The sequence below is a fragment of the Bradyrhizobium betae genome, from assembly GCF_004123905.1.
Taxonomy (GTDB): Bacteria; Pseudomonadota; Alphaproteobacteria; order Rhizobiales; family Xanthobacteraceae; genus Bradyrhizobium; species Bradyrhizobium betae_A.
This window is the reverse complement of record NZ_MZXW01000008.1, coordinates 35,635-53,618: the sequence shown is the minus strand read 5'-3', so window position 1 is coordinate 53,618 and position 17,984 is coordinate 35,635. Positions and strand designations below refer to the sequence as shown.

Below are 17,984 nucleotides of genomic sequence, written 5' to 3'. Positions count from 1 at the left end.
GGCCTCTGGGAGGTTGGTCATGACAAACCGCTTTTCATCGGTCGCACGATCGACCAGAATTGTGTCAAAGACGCGTGACGGAAGCGAAGCGGTCTGAAGAAGAAAAGGTGAGGAGAACATGACATGCCAACGTCCCTCCACTCGGCTCTTGCCGGCCTCGTTCTCGCAGCGGCCCTCGCCATGCCCGCGCTAGCCGATGGCTTGAAGGACGAGATCGCACCGACCGGCAAGCTGCGGGTCGCGATTGCAATCAGCCCGGCGGGCGGGGCGTTCTGGTCGACGAAGACGGAGGCCGGCTATGCCGGCGTGCCGGTCGATCTCGGCAGCGAGATGGCCGCGCAGCTCCGCGTGCCCGTCGAGTATATCGTGCACCAGAATTCCGGGCAGATCACCGACGCAGCCGGCAAAGGCACCTGGGATGTCACCTGGCTCCCGAAGGATCCCGAGCGCGAGGCCAAAATGATGTTCGGCCCGATCTACGAGGTCGCCGACGCCACCTACATCGTCAAGGCTGGTTCGAACGTCACCAATTTCGCCACGCTCGACCAGCCCGGTATCAAGGTCGCGGCCGTCAACGCCACCACCACCATGCGCGGCGCCGTTGCGCATCTGAAGAATGCTGACGTCACGGGCTATCAGACCTATGACGAGATCTTCGGCCTCCTGAAGAGCGGCGAGGTCGATGCCTTCGCACTGTCGCGCGATCAGCTCAACAAGATGACGCAGAAGATTCCGGGCACCAAGGTGCTGGACGAGACGTTCAAGAAGACGGTGACTGCGGTTGCCGTGCCGCTCGGCCATCAGCAGTCGCTTGCCTTTGTCACAAAATTCATGACCGAGGCGGTGACGAACGGCACCTTGCGCAAGGCCTATGACAACAACGGCCTGAAGGACACGCCGATCCGCACCGAGTAGGGCAGGCGGCGCAGGTTCGCTGCGCCGCGCTCCGATCTCATGGCTCCGCGGTGCGAATGCCGGCGGGGCTCACCTGCATCTTGAGCGTGGACGTCTTGGTCAGCGCTTTGCCATCGAACGAGAACGCGGTCAGCTCGTTCTCGACCATGCACTGCGCCACGACATGTTTGGAGTCCTTCGACCACACCATGCCCTGGCACCAATGGCCGATCTTCGCTTCCGCCACCGGCGTGAGGTCGGTGCCGGAAATCCTGTAGACCTTCAGCAGGCCGAAATCGTTGAAGAAGGGTGAGGCCTGTGGCTTGTTCGAGCCGTTCATGACGGTGACCGCCACATGGTTGCCGTCCGGCGACATCTTCACAGCCTCCGGCGTCTGTCCGACGGTAACAGTCGTGACGACGCGGATCGGCTTTGCGGTCATGTCGATCAGGCTGATCGTGTCGCTGTCGCCGCTGCTGGCGCCGACATTGCCGACGACCGCCGCGGCGCTGCCGGTGAGGTCGATGTCGTAGGGGCGGATGCCCGCAGAGAGATCGCGCTTGGCGTATTCGACCTTGCTCCCGTCCACGGTGAGAAGCGAGATCTTGCTGTCGCCGTCGCGGGTGACCAGCGCGGTCGCGCCGTCGCGCGAGAACACGGCGTGGCTCGGGCCCGACTTGGCGTCACCGAGCGGGATCTTGCCGGCCGGCGTCAGCGTGCTCCCGTTGATCGTGAAGACCGAAACCGTGCCTTCGCTGCGATTCGCAACCAGTGCCAGCGTGCCCGCGCGGTTGATCGAGACGCCGGCCGCGCCTGCGCCGGCCTGAAGCGTCGCGAGCACCTTTGGCGGGTTGGCTTTGATGTCGATGACCGAGAGCTTGTCGTCGGGCACAGCCTTGGTCGGATCCGCCGGATCGATCTTCATGGCGCCCGTGACCAGCGCAAACGCGCCATCCGGCGCGACCGCCACGCTCGGCGGCGGCCCGACGACGCTGGCAGGCGCCGGCACCTCGCCGAGAAGTTTTAGCGCACCGTCGGTGAGATCGATGACGCTGACCGTGTCCGGCAGCGGCTGCTTGCGCACCACCGCGTTGCCGTTCTCCAGCACCATCTTGCCGTCATTGGCGGTGACGACGATCTCAGCCTGCGCGGCGAAATTTGCAAGGCCAGCCAAGGAGGTTGCGACCAGGACTGAGGCTGCGCGCCATGAGCGCGTGCGACGAAAGGCTGTCATGTTTCCCCCGCAGGTTGTCTTTTGTTCCGGCTAGCTAAATGCAACCCTGCGGATTTCGCAACAATGCAGCGGGGATCATATTTGCGCCGGCCGGGGGAATAAAGCCGGGAACGCGAATCTCGGCGGCGCGCTGCCATGAAGAAATTCGTCCGGGCAACTGCGCAAAGTGTCTCTTGCGTCAAACTGACACAGCTCTGTCACCGGCGGTGTTTAGAATATTTCTGATCGTAACATCCTTACTTTCCGGGGCGTCAAAAAATGAAATCCAGGCTATTGACGACGGTGGCGATTTTCGCCGCCGCGAGCGCACTCGCGTGCACGCTTCCCGTCCTCGCGGACGATTTCGGCCGCGACCGCGATCACGGGCATGATCAGGACGATCATCACCGTCATCCGCACAACATCCACACCGAGACGCCGATCAAGCATCTCGTGATCATCTTCAATGAGAACCGTTCGTTCGACCATTACTTCGCGACCTATCCGAACGCGGCCAATCCGTCCGGCTCGATCCCGTTCGTGCCGAAGCCGCATACGCCGAGGGTCAACAACCTCGCCAATGCCAATCTGCTGGTGAATAATCCGAACACCAATCCGGCCAACGGCACCGGCGCGACCGACCCGTTCCGCCTCGACCGCACCCAGGCCAACACGCGTTCGCAGAATCACGCCTACACGCCCGAGCAGCAGGCCGTGGACAACGGCAAGGAAGACCTGTTCCCGAAATTCACCGGCCGCGGCACTGCCGGCGGCGCCGGCGCGTTCGGCACCAACGGGCAGGTGATGGGTTATTTCGACGGCAACACCACCACCGCCTTCTGGAATTACGCCCAGCACTTCGCCATGAGCGACAATGCCTGGACCGACACCTTTGGTCCGTCGACGCCGGGCATGCTTGAAGTGATCTCCGGCCAGACCAACGGCGCGCAGAACATCGTCGGCACCTCGACCCAGACTGTTCCCGATGGTCAGGGCGGCCTGACGCTGATCGGCGACACCGATCCGGGTGTCGACGCCTGCTCGAGCACCACCAGCACGATCCTGATGGACGGCAAGAACATCGGCGACCTGCTCAGTGCCGAGCACATCAGCTGGGGCGGCTTCATGGGTGGCTTCGACCTGACGCTCAAGAACGCCAACGGCACGACCGGTTGCGCGCGCAGCACCTTCTCCAGTGTCGTGGGCGCCTCCACCGCGGACTACATTCCGCATCACGCCTGGTTCCAGTACTACAAGTCGACCGCCAACCCGACCCATGCGCGGCCGAGCTCGGTCCGCGCGATCGGCCATACCCATGACTTCAACGGCAAGGTCGATCCGGCCAACCACAATTACGATATCGAGGACTTCTACGCCGCGGTGAAGGCCGGCAATTTCCCGGCTGTCTCCTATATCAAGATGCCCGCTTATCAGGACGGTCACGCCGGCTACTCCGATCCGCTCGACGAGCAGGCCGGCAATGTCGAGCTGATCAATTTCCTCCAGAAGCAGCCGGAATGGCGCGAGACCGCGGTCATCATCACCTATGACGACTCCGACGGCTGGTACGACCATCAGTACGTCGCGCCGAAGAGCGCCTCGTATGATCCGGCGGCCGACCAGGTCAACGGTCCGGGCCTGTGCGGCCTCGGCGCCAACAAGCAGCCTGCGCCGAAGGGTCTGGTCGGCAAGCCGGTGAACGGCCGCTGCGGTCCGGGCACCCGCGTGCCCTTCATCGTGGTCTCACCCTACGCCAGGACCAACCACGTGAGCAGCACCTACATCTCGCAGGCTTCCGTGGTGCGGTTCATCGAGGACAATTGGCTGCGCGGCCAGCGCCTCGGCGGCGGCTCGTTCGATGCGAGCTCCGGCTCGATCATGGATCTGTTCGACTTCGACCAGGATCATCGCCACGATCTCCGGACCGATGCGCTGTTCCTCGACCCGACCACCGGCACTGTCATGACCAGCCCGCCGGACGAGCACCATCACCACTAGGACGTCCAGTCATATGAACAGCCGCACCACGTGGCTCTTCGGCGCCGGCCTGCTTTGTCTGGCCGGCGCCGTCTTTGCTGCCGGGACGCAAGGATTTGCGGAGACGAACCAGACGGGTTTGAACCCCAACCCGGTTCGTCTCATGCGACCGCCGGTCGCGCAATTGTCCGCGATGGCGCAGCTCGGCAAGGAGATTTTCTACGACGCCTCGTTGTCGTCGTCAGGCACGCTCTCATGTGGGTCCTGCCACAGCCCGGATCATGCTTACGGTCCGCCCAATGACGGGCCGGTCATGCTTGGCGGCGCCAACCTGTCGCGCCAAGGCGCGCGCGCGGTGCCGTCGCTGACCTATCTCGACCGCCACCCTAATTTCAGCATCGGCCCTGACAAGGGCGACGACGACAACGTCATCGATCTCGCGCAGATGGCCGCGCTCGGCCAGCAGGCGGCGCGCACGACCAAGACCGCGGGCGGCACCGGCGCATCGGCGAACATCGTGCCGCAGGGCGGCCTGTTCTGGGACGGCCGCGCCGACACGTTGCAGGATCAGGCGCTGTTTCCGCTACTCGATCCCAACGAGATGGACGGCGGCAGCGCCGAGATCGTCGCGGACAAGCTGCGCCGCGCGCCTTATGTCAACCGCTTCGTCGAACTGTTCGGCGCCGGTGTGCTGAGGAATCAGCGGCTGCTGATCGCGGAGGCGATGTTCGCGGTGGCGCGCTATCAGGTCGAGGAAGTCAGCTTCCATCCCTATACCAGCAAGTACGATTACTGGCTTGAGGGCAAGGCGCGGCTCACCGGGAGCGAGCTGCGCGGCTTGCAAGCGTTCAACGATTCTGACAAGGCCAATTGCGCGGGATGCCACACCTCGGCACCGACCCGCGACGGCCTGCCGCCGCTGTTCACCGATCATCAATACGAGGCGCTCGGCGCGCCGCGCAATGCTGCGCTAGCGGGTAATCGCGACGCCGGTTATTTCGACCTCGGCGTCTGCGGTCCGCATCGCACCGACATCTCCGAGCAGACGCAATATTGCGGCATGTTCCTGACGCCGACGCTGCGCAACACCGCCACGCGCCACGCCTTCTTCCACAACGGCGTCTTCAGTACGCTCGAACAGGTGATGGATTTCTACAATTTCCGCGACACCAATCCGGAAAGGGTGTTTCCGCGCGCCGCCGACGGCACCGTGCGGAAGTACGACGACCTGCCGCAAAAATATCACGCCAATGTCGACGTCATCGATCCGCCGTTCGATCGTCACCCCGGTGACAAGCCGGCGATGACGGAGCAGGACGAAGCCGACATCATCGCCTTCCTGAAGACGCTGACGGACGGCTACAAGCCGGAGAACTAAGGCGAGACGGCGCCCCCTCCTCCGTCATTGCGAGCGAAGCGAAGCAATCCAGAATCGTTCCGCGGTCCTGGAATGCTTCGTCGCAAGGGCTCCTCGCAATGACGGCGGAGCAAGTTGGGCGAGCCGGTGCCACGTGCTCCGCGCCGACAGGTCCCTCAGCGCGGCTTGATCTCGGCGTATTTGGTCATTGCCTTATCGAACTTGCGCTTGAACAGCCACATCGCGCCCAAAATTTCGCGAAAGCTGGCCGAGCTTCGCGCCCGGTCGACCTTGCCGAAGGCGAAGATGCTGTTGTTGCGCAGGTGCTTCATGATGGTGGGATTGGACACCCTGTAGTTCAGGAGATCGCCCGACTTGAGTGCTGAGCGCGTCGGTGTTGGGATGATCTGGATCAGTTCGAACAGCTTCATCTGCTCGATCGGATCGGGCAGCGTCTTCGCGATCGCCGGGATCTCGGCAAACAGCTCCGCATGCGCGTTCATGAGGCCATCGCGCACATTGGTCCAGTGATTGAAGCGGCGATCGGTGCCGCGGGACCGCGCCTCTTCCTTGTCGTCGCGGGCGTTCAATGCGGGATCGGTGGCCGCGATCGTGCCCTTGATCGCCTCCCATTTGCGCTGGCCGTTGCGGTCCTCGGACGGGCCGGTCTGGAAGCTGCCCATATAGGTGTTCGAGCGCGCATTGCGGACGTTCTGCTTGCCGTTCGTCTCGGCATAGAACAGCCCCAGGCTGATGCGGCCCGCGGCGTCGGCGTCAGCAGGCGCAAGCCCCTTGGCGCGCGCAATCGCAGTGCCGAGATCGACCACGTCCTTGAACGGCGTCGCCGAATTCTGCGCGTTCGCGGGCGGTGCCTCCATGATCTCGAAGATGTCTGCATATTCGTCGACCAGCGGCTCGATCGCGGCATCGAAATAGGTCGGCGGAATCCCGAACTTGTTCGGCTTGCCGATACGCGACGGCACGGCGTCGGTGAGATCCTTGTAGGCGCTGATCATGGCGACGCGCGCGAGATAGAGCGCCTGGCCCGGCAGGTTCGGCAACGGCTGCTTCGTCTCGATCTGGCGGCGCCGTTCGGCCAGGATTGATTTGAAATCGCCGAGCGCGCGATCGTAGGCGGCTTGCGCATCCGATTGCTTCGCCGTGAGCGGTTGCGCCTGGCTCACGGCGAATGTCGTAAGGATCAGCCCAAGTCCCGCAATGGTCGCGATGATATGATGTCCACGCATGGCCGGTTCCCCAACGATTCGTCGATCGGGGGATCGTAGCCTAGTCGTTGGCTTCCGGCGGCAGGAAGTCGACCTCGTGCAGGGCCGAGATGCGCACGACCTCGGCGGGGTCGGTCAGATTGTGGAGCTGGTTGAACAACGCCTCCAGCTTCTGCATCGGCGAGACCCAGAACAGCGCGCGGGCCGGCTTGTCGGATTTGTTGAAATAGCCGTGCGGGATGCCGCGCGGCAGGCGCACGAGGTCGCCGGCATGGGCCTTGACCCATTGGCCGTCGAGCTTGAGGTCGAGTGTGCCCTCCTGCACCAGGATGAACTCGTCCTGGGTCGGATGGATGTGCACCGGCACGAACTGGCCGGGATCGCTGTTGGTCTCGAATGCGAAGGTGGAATCAGTGACAGCCTTGGGGAAATAGACTTGGCCGAGGATATTCCAGCTCTTGCCGCCATAGCCGGTGCCAGCAGCGGTAATGCCCTTTTCCAGTGCAGTCTTTTCGAGTGACGTCATGGCTCGCCTCCAATGAATTCCGGTTGCGCCGGAGTTTTGCCCAACCCCGCACGTGCTGTCCATCGGTCAGACTTGCACTAACGGCCGTCGCGCTCGGATTTGCGCAAAAAGCCTTCGACGTCGGCCTGCACCGAGTAGGGCGTCGGGATCGGATCGCCCGCGGCATCGACGGCGGTGTCGAGAGAGCGGCGCAGCATGCGCGCGAGCTCGGCTTTGCGGTAGGGCTTAGTCAGAAGCGGCGCGCCCATGGTGGCGTGTCCCGGCCCATGCGGGGCGTCGTGGGCATAGCCCGACGTGAACAGCACCCGCAGCGAGGGACGCGCGGCCACCATCTCGTCGGCGAGCTCCCGCCCATTCAAGGCTCCGGCCATCACGATATCGGTGAAGAGCAGATCGAACGGCGTGCCCGCGGCCGCGATGGCGAGCGCCTCGGTCGCGTTGGCGGCGGGGATGACCTTGTAGCCGAGGCTTTCGAGCTGCACCGTGACGTATTGGCGGACGTCGCGGTCGTCCTCGACGCAGAGGATGGTTTCCGTTCCGCCGACGACCTTACGCTGGTCATAACCGGTCGGGCGAAGCGTGCTGGTCTCGGCCTTCGGCAAATAGATCGTGAATGTCGTGCCGCGGCCTTCGACGGAAGAGACCTTGATGCCGCCGCCGGACTGCTTGACGAAACCGAACACCATGCTGAGCCCGAGCCCGGTGCCCTTGCCGACGTCCTTGGTCGAGAAGAAGGGATCGAAGATGCGCTCGAGGATGGTCTGCGGAATGCCGGTGCCACTGTCGGCGATCTCGATCTCGACATAGTCGCCGGCATAGCCGGCGCCGACCGCGACCGCCTCGCGCACGCCGAATACGACGTTGCGCGTCGACAGTGTCAGCCTGCCGCCGTCCAGCATCGCATCGCGGGCGTTGATCGCGAGGTTGAGCAGCGCCGAGCTCAATTGGCCACGGTCGGCGAAGGCGAGCCAGGCGTTGCCGTCGAGCCTGGTCACGATCTCGATCTTCTTGTCGAAGGTCGCCAGCAGCAGCTTTGCTAGCTCTTCGAGCAATTCGTTGACGTCGATCTCGGCCGGCTGCAGCGCCTGCTTGCGGGCAAAGGACAACAGGCTCGACGTCAGCGCGGCGCCGCGATCGGCCGCCTCGCTGATCAGCTTGGTGATGGTCGCGAGCGGCGGGTTGTCCTTCACCGCGTCGGCGAGGATCTCGATCGTGCCCGTGATCACGGTGAGCATGTTGTTGAATTCGTGCGCGATGCCGCCGGTGAGCTGCCCGATCGCCTCCATCTTCTGGGCCTGGATCAGCTGCTCCTCGGCGGCACGCTTCTGGGTGACGTCCTTGACGAAATTGTTGATGATGGTGCGGCCTCCGAGGTGGAGCGCCGTGCTCGACGCCTCGATCAGGATCGCCTCGCCGTTCCGGTGCAACAGGGACGCTTCGAAGCGGATGCCGATCGGCGTATCGGTCAGTTCCGGCAGCAGTCGCATCATGCGTTGCCTGAAGCCGTCGCGGAGCGGCTGGGCGATCAGAAGGTCGACGACGTCGACGCCCAGCGCTTCCTTACGCGTCCATCCGGTCAGCGCCTCCGCCTGAACGCTCCACTCGAGGACGATACCCCTTTCGTCGGTCTGAACGAAGGCATCGAGCGCGGTCTTGATGACGGCTTGCGTGATCTGTGCGCTGGCCTGCGCCTGCTCGGCGAGTTGCGCGGCGGCGCGCTTGTCTTGTGCCGTCTCAATCTCGCGCGTGCAGAACCGTGCGAGCAGCACCGCGACAGCGCCGCTCGCAAGCAGCGCGACGATCTGGGCCATGCCGAACCCGGCTCGGGTGACGGCATAGGAGGCGAGGAGGGCCGCCGCGGTCACGACGACCTGCGCGGCCATCGCGAGTGTCAGAAGCCCCCTGGGTTTCATGCGCTCATACCAAACAATTCGGCCGCGGATTGGCCCCGGCCGCTCTGTCGAGGAGTCAGGCAATCATGTGAGCTACCGATTCCGCGCCCCTCCGTCGAGGGGCAATTTCCGGAGCGGACGGGCGGGCGGCCTCAACCTGCCGGCGAATCGGTCTGGCGCAGCGTCGTCACCCAGATCGCACGCGCCACCTGCTGGGTCGGGTTGTCGAACATGTGCGGCACGATGCTCGGGAAGCGGAAGCTATCGCCGGCTTCCAGCACATGGGCCTGGTTGTCGAGCCATAGCCGCAAGCTGCCGGACAGGATGTAGCCGGCCTTCTCGCCGGTGTGCTGCAGGAAATCGGTGCCCGAGGAGGCGCCTGGATTGAGCGTGAGCTCGTAGAGCTCGAGCTGACCTTTGCCGTCCGGCGTCAGCGCCTCCTTGACGACGCCGCTGGCGGTCAGGCGCAGCAGGCGCCTGGAGTTCTTGCGCACGATGTAGCGCTGCAGGTCGGCGGAATCGGTGGTCTCGAAGAAATAGGAAATGGGAACGTCGAGCGCGATGCTGAGCAGGCGCAGGGTGCGGATCGACGGCATCGCGCGGGCGCGCTCGAGCTGGCTGATCATGCCGTTGGAGAGACCGGTCTTCGTGGCGACGTCCTGGATCGAGAGGCCGGCGCGCTGCCGCAGCAGCCGCACGGTCTCGCCGAGGCGCTGGTCGACTGCATCGTCGGTCCCGATCTGCGGGGCGTCCTTGGTGCCGTTGGTATCGCCGCGACCATCCATGTCGCTCTCCCATGCATCGTCTCAGCCCGGACCACATCGGTTCGAGGCCCACTCAGAGTGAAAACGTCGCGCATCCTAGCAATGTGATTGACAGCTGTATTTAGTCATGATGAACTTTTGATCGAAAAATATAGAAGCACTAAAGCCCACTCCTGTCCCTTTGCCGGGGTCTCGGGGCGCGGGAGAGGTGCCGCGTGCGGGAACGGAGACTGGTCATGGCAGACAGCACCGGCAAGTTCGGCACTGGCGGACTGCATCACCTCGGCATTCCTACTCGCCGACAATTCTTCCAGCTCGGCGCGGGCGCCGCGGCGGGATGGAGCCTTGCAGGCGACGCGTTCGCGCAGACGGAACGACCCTCCAATCCGCCGGACAAGCCGCGCGGGCAGGTGATCGCAGCGCTGTCGCAGGAGCCGACGGTGTTTCATCCGCTGATGCCCGGCATCGAGGTCGATCAGGGCATCTGGTGGCAGGTGTTCTCGCTGCTCTGGTACATCGATCCCGAGGGCAATTTCGTTCCCGACCTCGCGCGCGAAGTCCCGACCATCGAGAATGGCGGCCTGTCGGCCGACGGCCTGACCTGGAAGATCAAGCTGCGCAGCGACGTGAAGTGGCACGACGGCACGCCGTTCACGGCGGACGACGTCAAGTTCTCGCTCGATCTGATCAACGATTCCAATTTCCGCGCGCGCAGCCGCGTCGGCCACAGCCTCGTCAAGGACATCAAGGTCGTCGCGGCGGACGAGATCCACTGGCGCATGGAAGCGCCCTATTCGCCCTACATGTCGATCCTGGGCTCGCTGACCTTCATCGTGCCAAAACATATCCTGGAGAAGGTGTCCGATCCGAACGCCTCGCCGTTCCACAACGCGCCTGTTGGCACCGGACCGTTCCGCTGGGGCGAGCGCGTGCCCGGCGACCACATCCTGCTCAATGCCCACACCGGCTATCACGGCAAGGGGCCGTACGTCGAACGCGTGGTCTTCAAATACATCCCCGACCTCACGGTGCTCTACACCCAGTTCCGCACCGGCCAGGTCGACTACACCGGCCTGCAGGGCATTTTGCCGAACTTCGTGCAGGAGGCGAAGACGCTGAAGGGCCGCAGGATATTCGTGTCGTCGACGTCATCGGTCGAGCACATCGCGCCCAATCTGGACTTCGGCCCCTTCGCCGACCGGGCGGTGCGCCAGGCGCTCTACCTCGCCATCAACAAGCAGGCGATCATCGACGCGCTCTATTACGGCCTGCCGACGCAGACCGAAAGCTTCGTGCCGCAGCAGGCGTGGTCGTTCCAGAAGAGCCTGCCGCAGCACAAATACGATCCTTCCAAGGCCAACGCGCTGCTCGATGGGGCCGGCTGGGTGCGCGGCTCCGGCGGCGTGCGCGAGAAGGGCGGCGTCAAGCTCGAATTCACCAACTCGACGACCTCGGGCAGTGCGGTGCGCGAGCAGACCCAGCAATTGCTGATCCAGGACTGGCGCGCGATCGGCGCGGCGATGCGCGTCAATAACATGCCGGCCGCGGTGATCTGGGGCGACTTCTGGCAGCAGTCGAAGTTCAACTCGGTGATCGTGGGGGTGAACTTCATGCTGGGCAGCGACCCCGATGTGACGCCGCGCTTCGGCTCCGGCGCCATTCCCGCCAAGGGCGGCCGCGGCTACAACACCTATCAATACCAGAGCGCGGAAGCCGACCGGCTGCTTGCCGAAGGCGCCAGGCAGTTCGATCTCGCGCAACGCAAGACGACCTATGGCGATCTGCAAAAGCTGATCCGCAACGATCTCGCGATCCTGCCGCTGTTCCAGGGCTTCATCGCCGAAGGCGTGAAGGAAGGACTGCAAGGTTTCCGGCCCAACATCAATGCCTCCATCAATTGCTGGAACATCCGCGAATGGTACTGGGCCTGATGCCTCAGGCGCGCTGGATCGGCTGAGATGGCCCGTTACGTCGCCAATCGCCTTGCACAGGCGGTCATGCTGCTTGTGATCGTCTCGGCGATCGGCTTCGCCATCCTGCACATGGCGCCGGGCGGGCCGCTCTCGCAGTTTGCCGTCTCCGGGCAAATGACGCAGGAGGATCTCGAGCGCGTCACCAAACAGCTCGGGCTCGATCGCCCGCTGCCGATCCAGTATCTCGACTGGTTCGGCCGCATGCTGAAAGGCGACTGGGGCAAATCCTATCGCGACGGCGATGCGGTGCTGTCGGTGATCTCCTCGCATCTCGGCGCCACCCTGGAACTGATGGCGACGGCGACCATCATCGCGGTGCTGCTCGGCGGCTGGATCGGCGTGCTCGGTGCGCTGCGCCGCTATTCGCTGTTCGATTCGCTGGCGACCGTCGGCGCCATGATCGCGCTGTCGATCCCGACCTTCTGGTTCGGCCTCGTCACCATCTACGTGTTCTCCGTGAAGCTCGGCTGGCTGCCTGCCGGCAACCGGCAGACGATCGGCGACGGTTCCTTCCTCGACCTCCTGCATCATTTGATTGCGCCGTCGCTGGTGTTGGCGCTGGTCGAGACCGCGATGTGGGGCCGCTTCATGCGCTCCTCCATGCTCGAAGTCATCAATCAGGACTACATCCGCACCGCGCGCGCCAAGGGCATGCCGGAATGGCGCATTCTCACCGTGCACGCGCTGCGCAACGCGCTGCTGCCGATGATCACGGTCGCCGGCCTCCAGTTGCCGACGCTGCTCGGCGGCGCGCTGGTCGCCGAGACCGTGTTCACCTGGCCCGGCATGGGCCGGCTGTTCCTCGATTCCATCGGCTACCGCGACTATCCCGTGGTGATGGGCATTTTGATGTTCTCGGCGACCATGGTGCTGATCGGCTCGCTGCTTGCCGACATCTTCTATGCCGTCGTCGATCCGCGTATCCGGGTGGGCTAGGGATGGCGACTGCGGCTCTCTCCAATGCTCAGCTCGCGCCCGGCCAGGCTGCGTGGCGGCGTTTCCGCCGGCATCGCCTCGCGCTCGCAGGCGCCGTGATCATCCTCGTTCTCGTCCTCGGTTCGGTGTTCGGTCCCTTTCTGCTGCCGTTCGATGACACCTATATCGACATCATGAAGCGGTTCGCGCCGCCGCTGTCGGGCGCGCATATCCTCGGCACCGACGAACTCGGCCGCGACGTGCTGGCGCGCCTGATGATGGGCGGGCGTGTCTCGCTCTCGATCGGCATCGTCGCGATGGTGATCGCGACGGTGGTCGGCATCGTCGTCGGCGCCTTTGCCGGCTTCTATGGCGGCGTGGTCGGGGCTGTCCTGATGCGACTTGTCGACGCCGTGCTGTGCTTTCCGACGATCTTTCTGCTGCTCACGCTGGCGGCGCTCACCGAGCCCGGTCTGGTCACCACCACCGTGCTGATCGCGGCGACCGCCTGGATGTGGGTGGCCCGCGTCGTCGAGGCCCAGGTGCGTTCGCTGCGTGAACGCGAGTTTGCGGTCGCGGCACTCGCCTTCGGCTCGTCGAACCTGCGGATCATGTTCCGCGAGCTCGTGCCCAATGCGGTTGCGCCGATCGTGGTGGCGGCGACGCTGAACGTCGCCAAGGCGATCCTGCTGGAATCCTATCTCAGCTATCTCGGCTACGGCATCCAGCCGCCGGCGGCGAGCCTGGGTAACATGCTCAACAACGCGCAGATCTATCTGACCAGCGCGCCGTGGCTCGCGATCGCGCCGGGCGTTGCGATTACGCTGGCGGTGACGAGCTTCAACTTTCTCGGCGACGGCCTGCGCGACGCGCTCGATCCGCGAATGAACATCCCATGACGAGCAAGATCTCGATCGGACTGATTACCAGGAGTGTCCCATGTCCCCGCCGCTCACCCGTATAAACAGCGACGAACGCCTGCCGGCGCAGGTGGACGTCGTCGTCATCGGCGGCGGCGTGATCGGCGTCTCCGCGGCCTATCACCTCGCCAAGAAGGGTCTTTCCGTCGCCTTGGTCGAGAAGGGCCATGTCGGCGGCGAGCAGTCGAGCCGCAATTGGGGCTGGTGCCGCCAGCAGGGCCGCGCGCGTGAAGAGATTCCGCTCGCCCGTGAAGCGCTGCGGCTGTGGGAAGACATGCAGAACGATGCCGGCGTCGATGCCGGCTTCCGCCGCACCGGCGTCTTGTTTCTGACCAAGAGCAAGGACGAGCTCGCGAGCTGGGAGCGCTGGGCAGCGGTCGCGCGCGAAATGCAGGTCCACTCGACCGTGCTGACGCCGGCAGAAGTCGCCGAGCGCCTGCCCGGCAATGCCGACAAATGGGTCGGCGGCCTGCACACGCCGAGCGACGGACGCGCCGAGCCCTCGATGGCCGTGCCCGCGCTCGCCACCGCCGCGCGAAAACACGGCGTCACCATCCATCAGGGCTGCGCCGCGCGCGGGCTGGAGACGCAGGGCGGAAAGGTCAGCGCCGTCGTCACCGAGAAGGGCACCATTCGCACGCAAGCCGTGCTGCTGTCGGGCGGCGCGTGGTCGTCGCTGTTCTGCCGCCGCCACGGCATCGAGCTGCCGATCGGTCTCGTCAACGCCACGGCGTGCCGGACCACGCCGGGGCCGGAGATCACCTCGGGCGCGCTCGGTACTGATTTCTACTGCATCCGTCGCCGGCTCGACGGCGGCTTCACGCTGGCGCTGCGCAACCGCGGCACGGTCGAGCTGTCACCCGACCTGTTCCGCTACGCGCGGACCTTCTGGCCGACCTATCTGCATCGCCGCAACGGTCTGAAGATGTCGTTCGGCAAGTCGTTCTTCGATCAGCTCACGCGCGGCACCAGCTGGAGTTTCGACAAGCCGTCGCCGTTCGAGGCCGAGCGCGTGCGCGATCCCGCGCCCGACATGTCGCTGGTCAGTGCGGCGCTGGCCGCGCTGATCAAGTCGAACCCTGAATTGAAGGACATCGAGGTCGCGGAGGCCTGGGGCGGCACGATCGACTGCACGCCGGACACGATCCCGGTGATCTCGCCGGTCGACGCCTTGCCGGGCTTCTTCCTCGCCACCGGTTTCTCCGGCCACGGTTTCGGCATCGGCCCCGCCGCCGGAAAGCTTGCGGCCGACCTCGTGACTGGGGCGACGCCGCTGGTCGATCCCGCCGCCTACAGCCACAAGCGCATGATCGACGGCCGCAGGCTCGCGCCGGTCAGCCCGTTCTAACCGCGGTGGCCGAGATGACATTCCTCTACAAGGCCAATCTGGTCCGCGGCGCCGAATGGGCGCGCCTGTTCGCCGAGCGTGCGCCGGATCTTCCGTTCCGGCTCTGGCCCGATATCGGAGATCCCCACGCGGTGCGCTATCTGGTGGCCTGGCAGCCGCCGGACGACATCGCAACGACCTTTCCCAATCTCGAGCTGGTGTTCTCGGTCGGCGCCGGCGTCGATCAGTTCGACATCACCAAGCTGCCGCCGCATGTGCCGCTGATCCGCATGCTGGAGCCGGGCATCACCGACCGCATGGTCGAATATGCCTGCATGTCCGTGCTCGCGCTGCATCGCGATCTCGTGCAGTTCATCGGCCAGCAGCGCGCGCAGGTCTGGCGCGAGCTCCCCGCCACGTACACCGCGGAGCGGCGTGTCGGGGTGATGGGGCTCGGTCTGCTCGGGCAGGCCCTGCTCGAGCGACTCAAATCATTCGGCTTTCCGCTGCTCGGCTGGAATCGTTCGCCGCGCAGCATCGCGGGCGTCACCTGCCATGCGGGTGCGGACGCCTTGCCGGATTTCCTCGGGCAGACCGACATTCTTGTCTGCCTGTTGCCCCTGACATCGGAGACGCGCGGCATCCTCGATGCGAAGCTGTTCGCGCGTCTGCCGCGCGGTGCGCGGCTGCTCAATGTCGGGCGGGGCGGGCATCTGGTCGAGGCCGACCTGATTGCGGCGCTCGACAGCGGTGTGCTCTCGTCGGCCGTGCTTGACGTCGCCGAGCCCGAGCCGGTGCCTGCGGGCCATCCGTTCTGGAGCCATCCGCGCATTCTCCTGACGCCGCACATCGCCAGCACGACGAAGCCGGAGACCGCGGTTGACTACGTGCTCGACACCATCGCGCGCCACCGCCGCGGCGAGCCCTTGCCGGGGCGTGTCGACCGTGATCGCGGTTATTAAGGTCCTCGCATGAGCATCGGCGCAAACGCATCCGACCAGGTCTTCGCCGAGACGCAGGCGCCGGTGCTGTCGGTCGCGGGACTCACCACGTCCTTCTTGCGCGAGCGGCAATGGCTTCCCGTCGTTCGCAACGTCTCGTTCGATATCGCGTCACGCGAAACCGTGGCGATCGTCGGCGAGTCCGGATCCGGCAAAAGTGTCACCGCGCTCTCGATCATGCGGCTCGTTCCGAAGGAGAGTGGCCGCATCGAGGGGCGCGTCACGCTCGCCGGCCGCGATCTGCTGGCGCTGCCCGAAGCCAGCATGACGGATATCCGTGGCAACGATGTCGCGATGATCTTCCAGGAGCCGATGACGAGCCTCAATCCGGTGCTCACCATCGGCTTCCAGATTGCGGAAGCGCTGATCCAGCACCGCGGTCTGTCGCGCGCGGCAGCCGAAGCCGAAACGATCCGCCTGCTCGATCGTGTCCGCATTCCCGCGGCGAAGTCGCGTTTCCACGAGCATCCGCATCGCTTCTCCGGCGGCATGCGCCAGCGCGTCATGATCGCGATGGCGCTGGCCTGCAAGCCGAAGCTGCTGATCGCGGATGAGCCGACCACCGCGCTCGACGTCACCATCCAGGCCCAGATCCTGGAGCTGCTGAAGGAGCTTCAGCAGGAAGAGGGGATGTCGATCCTCTTCATCACTCACGACATGGGCGTGGTCGCCGAGATCGCGGACCGTACCGTGGTGATGTATGGCGGGCAGGCAGTGGAGACGGATGCGACGTCGCGCATCTTTGCTTCACCCTCGCATCCCTATACCCGCTCGCTGCTCGCAGCCGTGCCACGTCTCGGCTCGATGGACGGTCGCCCAAGGCCGATGCGGTTTCCCATTGTCGACAAGGTGACTGGCACCTCGGACGAGCCGACCGAGACGCCGGATACGGTCTCGCCCGCCGAGCGTCCGCTGCTCGAAGTTGCCAATCTCACCACGCGCTTTCCGATCCGCTCCGGCCTGTTCGGCAAAGTCTCGGGCCGCGTCCACGCCGTCGAGAACATCTCCTTCACCTTGCGCGCCGGCGAGACGCTGGCGCTGGTCGGCGAATCCGGCTGCGGCAAGTCGACCACGGGCCGGTCCATCCTCAAGCTGACGGAGCCGGACAGCGGCACCGTCCTGATCGATGGCCAGGATGTGCTGGCCATGAACGCCCGCACCTTGCGCGATTTCCGCAAGCACATGCAGATCGTGTTTCAGGATCCGTTTGCGAGCCTCAATCCGCGCATGTCGGTGGGAACGGCGATCGCAGCCCCCTTGCTCGCCAACGGCCTCGCCACGGCGTCGCAGGCGCGCGATGAGGTCGCCGACCTGCTCGTCCGCGTTGGTCTCACCGCCGACATGGCCGCGCGCTTCCCGCACGAATTCTCCGGCGGCCAGCGCCAGCGCATCTGCATCGCTCGCGCGCTCGCGCTCGGACCGAAACTGATCGTCGCGGATGAGGCGGTCTCGGCGCTCGACGTCTCGGTCAAGGCGCAGGTCGTCAATCTCATGCTCGACCTTCAGGCCAGTATGGGCCTCGCCTATCTCTTCATTTCCCACGACATCGCGGTGGTCGAGCGCATGAGCCACCGCGTCGCGGTGATGTATCTCGGCGAGATCGTCGAGACCGGCCCGCGCGCTTCCGTGTTCGGCAATCCGCAGCATCCCTATACGAAGAAGCTGATGGCCGCCGTGCCGGTGCCGGATCCATCACGCCGCGGCGTGAAACGCGAGACCTCGAACGACGAGATCAGAAGCCCGGTCCGCGCGCCGGACTACCAGCCGCCGGTGCGGCAATATCGTGAAGTGTCGCCGGGCCACGTCGTCCAGGTCTGGGGCGAGGAGTGGTCGGCGGAAAGCGGAGTGGCTTTAGGTTGAATCGATCACCGCGAGGTCGGTGCACCTCTCCCGCTTGCGGGAGAGCATAGGCCGCCTTCGGCGGCCGTTCCTTTTAAGAGACGCCGAGGCATAGCCTCGGCTATCGCGTCCAGGGCGATGCGAAGCATCGTCCCGCGCG

14 protein-coding genes are annotated in these 17,984 nt (G+C 64.9%); 9 read left to right on the top strand and 5 right to left on the bottom strand.

Going from position 1 to position 17,984, the window contains the following annotated elements:
• The first annotated feature begins 123 nt into the window (after positions 1-123).
• Positions 124-915 (top strand): ABC transporter substrate-binding protein, encoded by a 792-nt coding sequence (locus B5V03_RS04920; protein WP_129268155.1) that lies wholly within the window; start codon positions 124-126, stop codon positions 913-915.
• A 37-nt stretch (positions 916-952) separates the two neighbouring features.
• Here B5V03_RS04920 and B5V03_RS04915 read toward each other — a convergent pair whose 3' ends face one another.
• Positions 953-2,128: a YncE family protein gene (locus B5V03_RS04915; protein ID WP_129268154.1), complete on the bottom strand. Its 1,176-nt coding sequence runs from the start codon at positions 2,126-2,128 to the stop codon at positions 953-955.
• A gap of 258 nt (positions 2,129-2,386) precedes the next feature.
• On the opposite strand from B5V03_RS04915, the gene B5V03_RS04910 reads away from it, so the two are divergent.
• Both B5V03_RS04910 and B5V03_RS04905 read left to right on the top strand, forming a co-directional pair.
• Positions 2,387-4,105, top strand: coding sequence for a phospholipase C (locus B5V03_RS04910; protein ID WP_129268153.1), 1,719 nt, complete (start codon positions 2,387-2,389; stop codon positions 4,103-4,105).
• A 13-nt stretch (positions 4,106-4,118) separates the two neighbouring features.
• On the top strand, positions 4,119-5,462 hold the full coding sequence (locus B5V03_RS04905; protein WP_129268152.1) for a cytochrome-c peroxidase: 1,344 nt from the start codon (positions 4,119-4,121) through the stop codon (positions 5,460-5,462).
• Between the two features lie 155 nt (positions 5,463-5,617).
• Here B5V03_RS04905 and B5V03_RS04900 read toward each other — a convergent pair whose 3' ends face one another.
• The 4 genes from B5V03_RS04900 to B5V03_RS04885 form a co-directional block, all read right to left on the bottom strand.
• Positions 5,618-6,688: a hypothetical protein gene (locus tag B5V03_RS04900; RefSeq protein WP_129268151.1), complete on the bottom strand. Its 1,071-nt coding sequence runs from the start codon at positions 6,686-6,688 to the stop codon at positions 5,618-5,620.
• 40 nt (positions 6,689-6,728) lie between these two features.
• On the bottom strand, positions 6,729-7,193 hold the full coding sequence (locus B5V03_RS04895; protein WP_129268150.1) for a cupin domain-containing protein: 465 nt from the start codon (positions 7,191-7,193) through the stop codon (positions 6,729-6,731).
• Positions 7,194-7,270: 77 nt separating this feature from the next.
• Positions 7,271-9,106: an ATP-binding protein gene (locus B5V03_RS04890; RefSeq protein ID WP_129268149.1), complete on the bottom strand. Its 1,836-nt coding sequence runs from the start codon at positions 9,104-9,106 to the stop codon at positions 7,271-7,273.
• A 131-nt stretch (positions 9,107-9,237) separates the two neighbouring features.
• Positions 9,238-9,870: a cupin domain-containing protein gene (locus B5V03_RS04885; protein ID WP_129268148.1), complete on the bottom strand. Its 633-nt coding sequence runs from the start codon at positions 9,868-9,870 to the stop codon at positions 9,238-9,240.
• Between the two features lie 215 nt (positions 9,871-10,085).
• Here B5V03_RS04885 and B5V03_RS04880 point away from each other — a divergent pair, with 215 nt between their 5' ends.
• From B5V03_RS04880 to B5V03_RS04855, 6 genes are read left to right on the top strand one after another with little or no spacing between them, the layout of a single operon-like run.
• Entirely contained in the window at positions 10,086-11,780 is a 1,695-nt protein-coding gene (locus tag B5V03_RS04880) for a peptide ABC transporter substrate-binding protein (protein ID WP_129268147.1), read from the top strand.
• A gap of 27 nt (positions 11,781-11,807) precedes the next feature.
• Positions 11,808-12,758, top strand: coding sequence for an ABC transporter permease (locus B5V03_RS04875; RefSeq protein ID WP_129268146.1), 951 nt, complete (start codon positions 11,808-11,810; stop codon positions 12,756-12,758).
• Between the two features lie 2 nt (positions 12,759-12,760).
• The gene (locus tag B5V03_RS04870) at positions 12,761-13,636 is read left to right on the top strand and encodes an ABC transporter permease (protein WP_129268145.1); all 876 of its coding nucleotides are present in this window, start codon (positions 12,761-12,763) and stop codon (positions 13,634-13,636) included.
• 40 nt (positions 13,637-13,676) lie between these two features.
• Positions 13,677-15,005, top strand: a complete 1,329-nt coding sequence (locus B5V03_RS04865; RefSeq protein WP_129268144.1) for an NAD(P)/FAD-dependent oxidoreductase — start codon at positions 13,677-13,679, stop codon at positions 15,003-15,005.
• Positions 15,006-15,019: 14 nt separating this feature from the next.
• Positions 15,020-15,946, top strand: coding sequence for a 2-hydroxyacid dehydrogenase (locus tag B5V03_RS04860; protein ID WP_129268143.1), 927 nt, complete (start codon positions 15,020-15,022; stop codon positions 15,944-15,946).
• Positions 15,947-15,955: 9 nt separating this feature from the next.
• On the top strand, positions 15,956-17,845 hold the full coding sequence (locus tag B5V03_RS04855) for an ABC transporter ATP-binding protein (protein WP_129268142.1): 1,890 nt from the start codon (positions 15,956-15,958) through the stop codon (positions 17,843-17,845).
• Positions 17,846-17,984 lie beyond the last annotated feature (139 nt).

Excerpts from the sequence above, each read along its gene's own strand:
- B5V03_RS04870 (WP_129268145.1), top strand. The coding sequence starts at position 12,761 with ATGGCGACTGCGGCTCTCTCCAATGCTCAGCTCGCGCCCGGCCAGGCT.
- B5V03_RS04865 (WP_129268144.1), top strand. The coding sequence starts at position 13,677 with ATGTCCCCGCCGCTCACCCGTATAAACAGCGACGAACGCCTGCCGGCG.
- B5V03_RS04880 (WP_129268147.1), top strand. The coding sequence starts at position 10,086 with ATGGCAGACAGCACCGGCAAGTTCGGCACTGGCGGACTGCATCACCTC.
- B5V03_RS04910 (WP_129268153.1), top strand. The coding sequence starts at position 2,387 with ATGAAATCCAGGCTATTGACGACGGTGGCGATTTTCGCCGCCGCGAGC.
- B5V03_RS04895 (WP_129268150.1), bottom strand. The coding sequence starts at position 7,193 with ATGACGTCACTCGAAAAGACTGCACTGGAAAAGGGCATTACCGCTGCT.
- B5V03_RS04860 (WP_129268143.1), top strand. The coding sequence starts at position 15,020 with ATGACATTCCTCTACAAGGCCAATCTGGTCCGCGGCGCCGAATGGGCG.
- B5V03_RS04900 (WP_129268151.1), bottom strand. The coding sequence starts at position 6,688 with ATGCGTGGACATCATATCATCGCGACCATTGCGGGACTTGGGCTGATC.
- B5V03_RS04920 (WP_129268155.1), top strand. The coding sequence starts at position 124 with ATGCCAACGTCCCTCCACTCGGCTCTTGCCGGCCTCGTTCTCGCAGCG.
- B5V03_RS04890 (WP_129268149.1), bottom strand. The coding sequence starts at position 9,106 with ATGAAACCCAGGGGGCTTCTGACACTCGCGATGGCCGCGCAGGTCGTC.
- B5V03_RS04875 (WP_129268146.1), top strand. The coding sequence starts at position 11,808 with ATGGCCCGTTACGTCGCCAATCGCCTTGCACAGGCGGTCATGCTGCTT.
- B5V03_RS04905 (WP_129268152.1), top strand. The coding sequence starts at position 4,119 with ATGAACAGCCGCACCACGTGGCTCTTCGGCGCCGGCCTGCTTTGTCTG.
- B5V03_RS04915 (WP_129268154.1), bottom strand. The coding sequence starts at position 2,128 with ATGACAGCCTTTCGTCGCACGCGCTCATGGCGCGCAGCCTCAGTCCTG.
- B5V03_RS04885 (WP_129268148.1), bottom strand. The coding sequence starts at position 9,870 with ATGGATGGTCGCGGCGATACCAACGGCACCAAGGACGCCCCGCAGATC.
- B5V03_RS04855 (WP_129268142.1), top strand. The coding sequence starts at position 15,956 with ATGAGCATCGGCGCAAACGCATCCGACCAGGTCTTCGCCGAGACGCAG.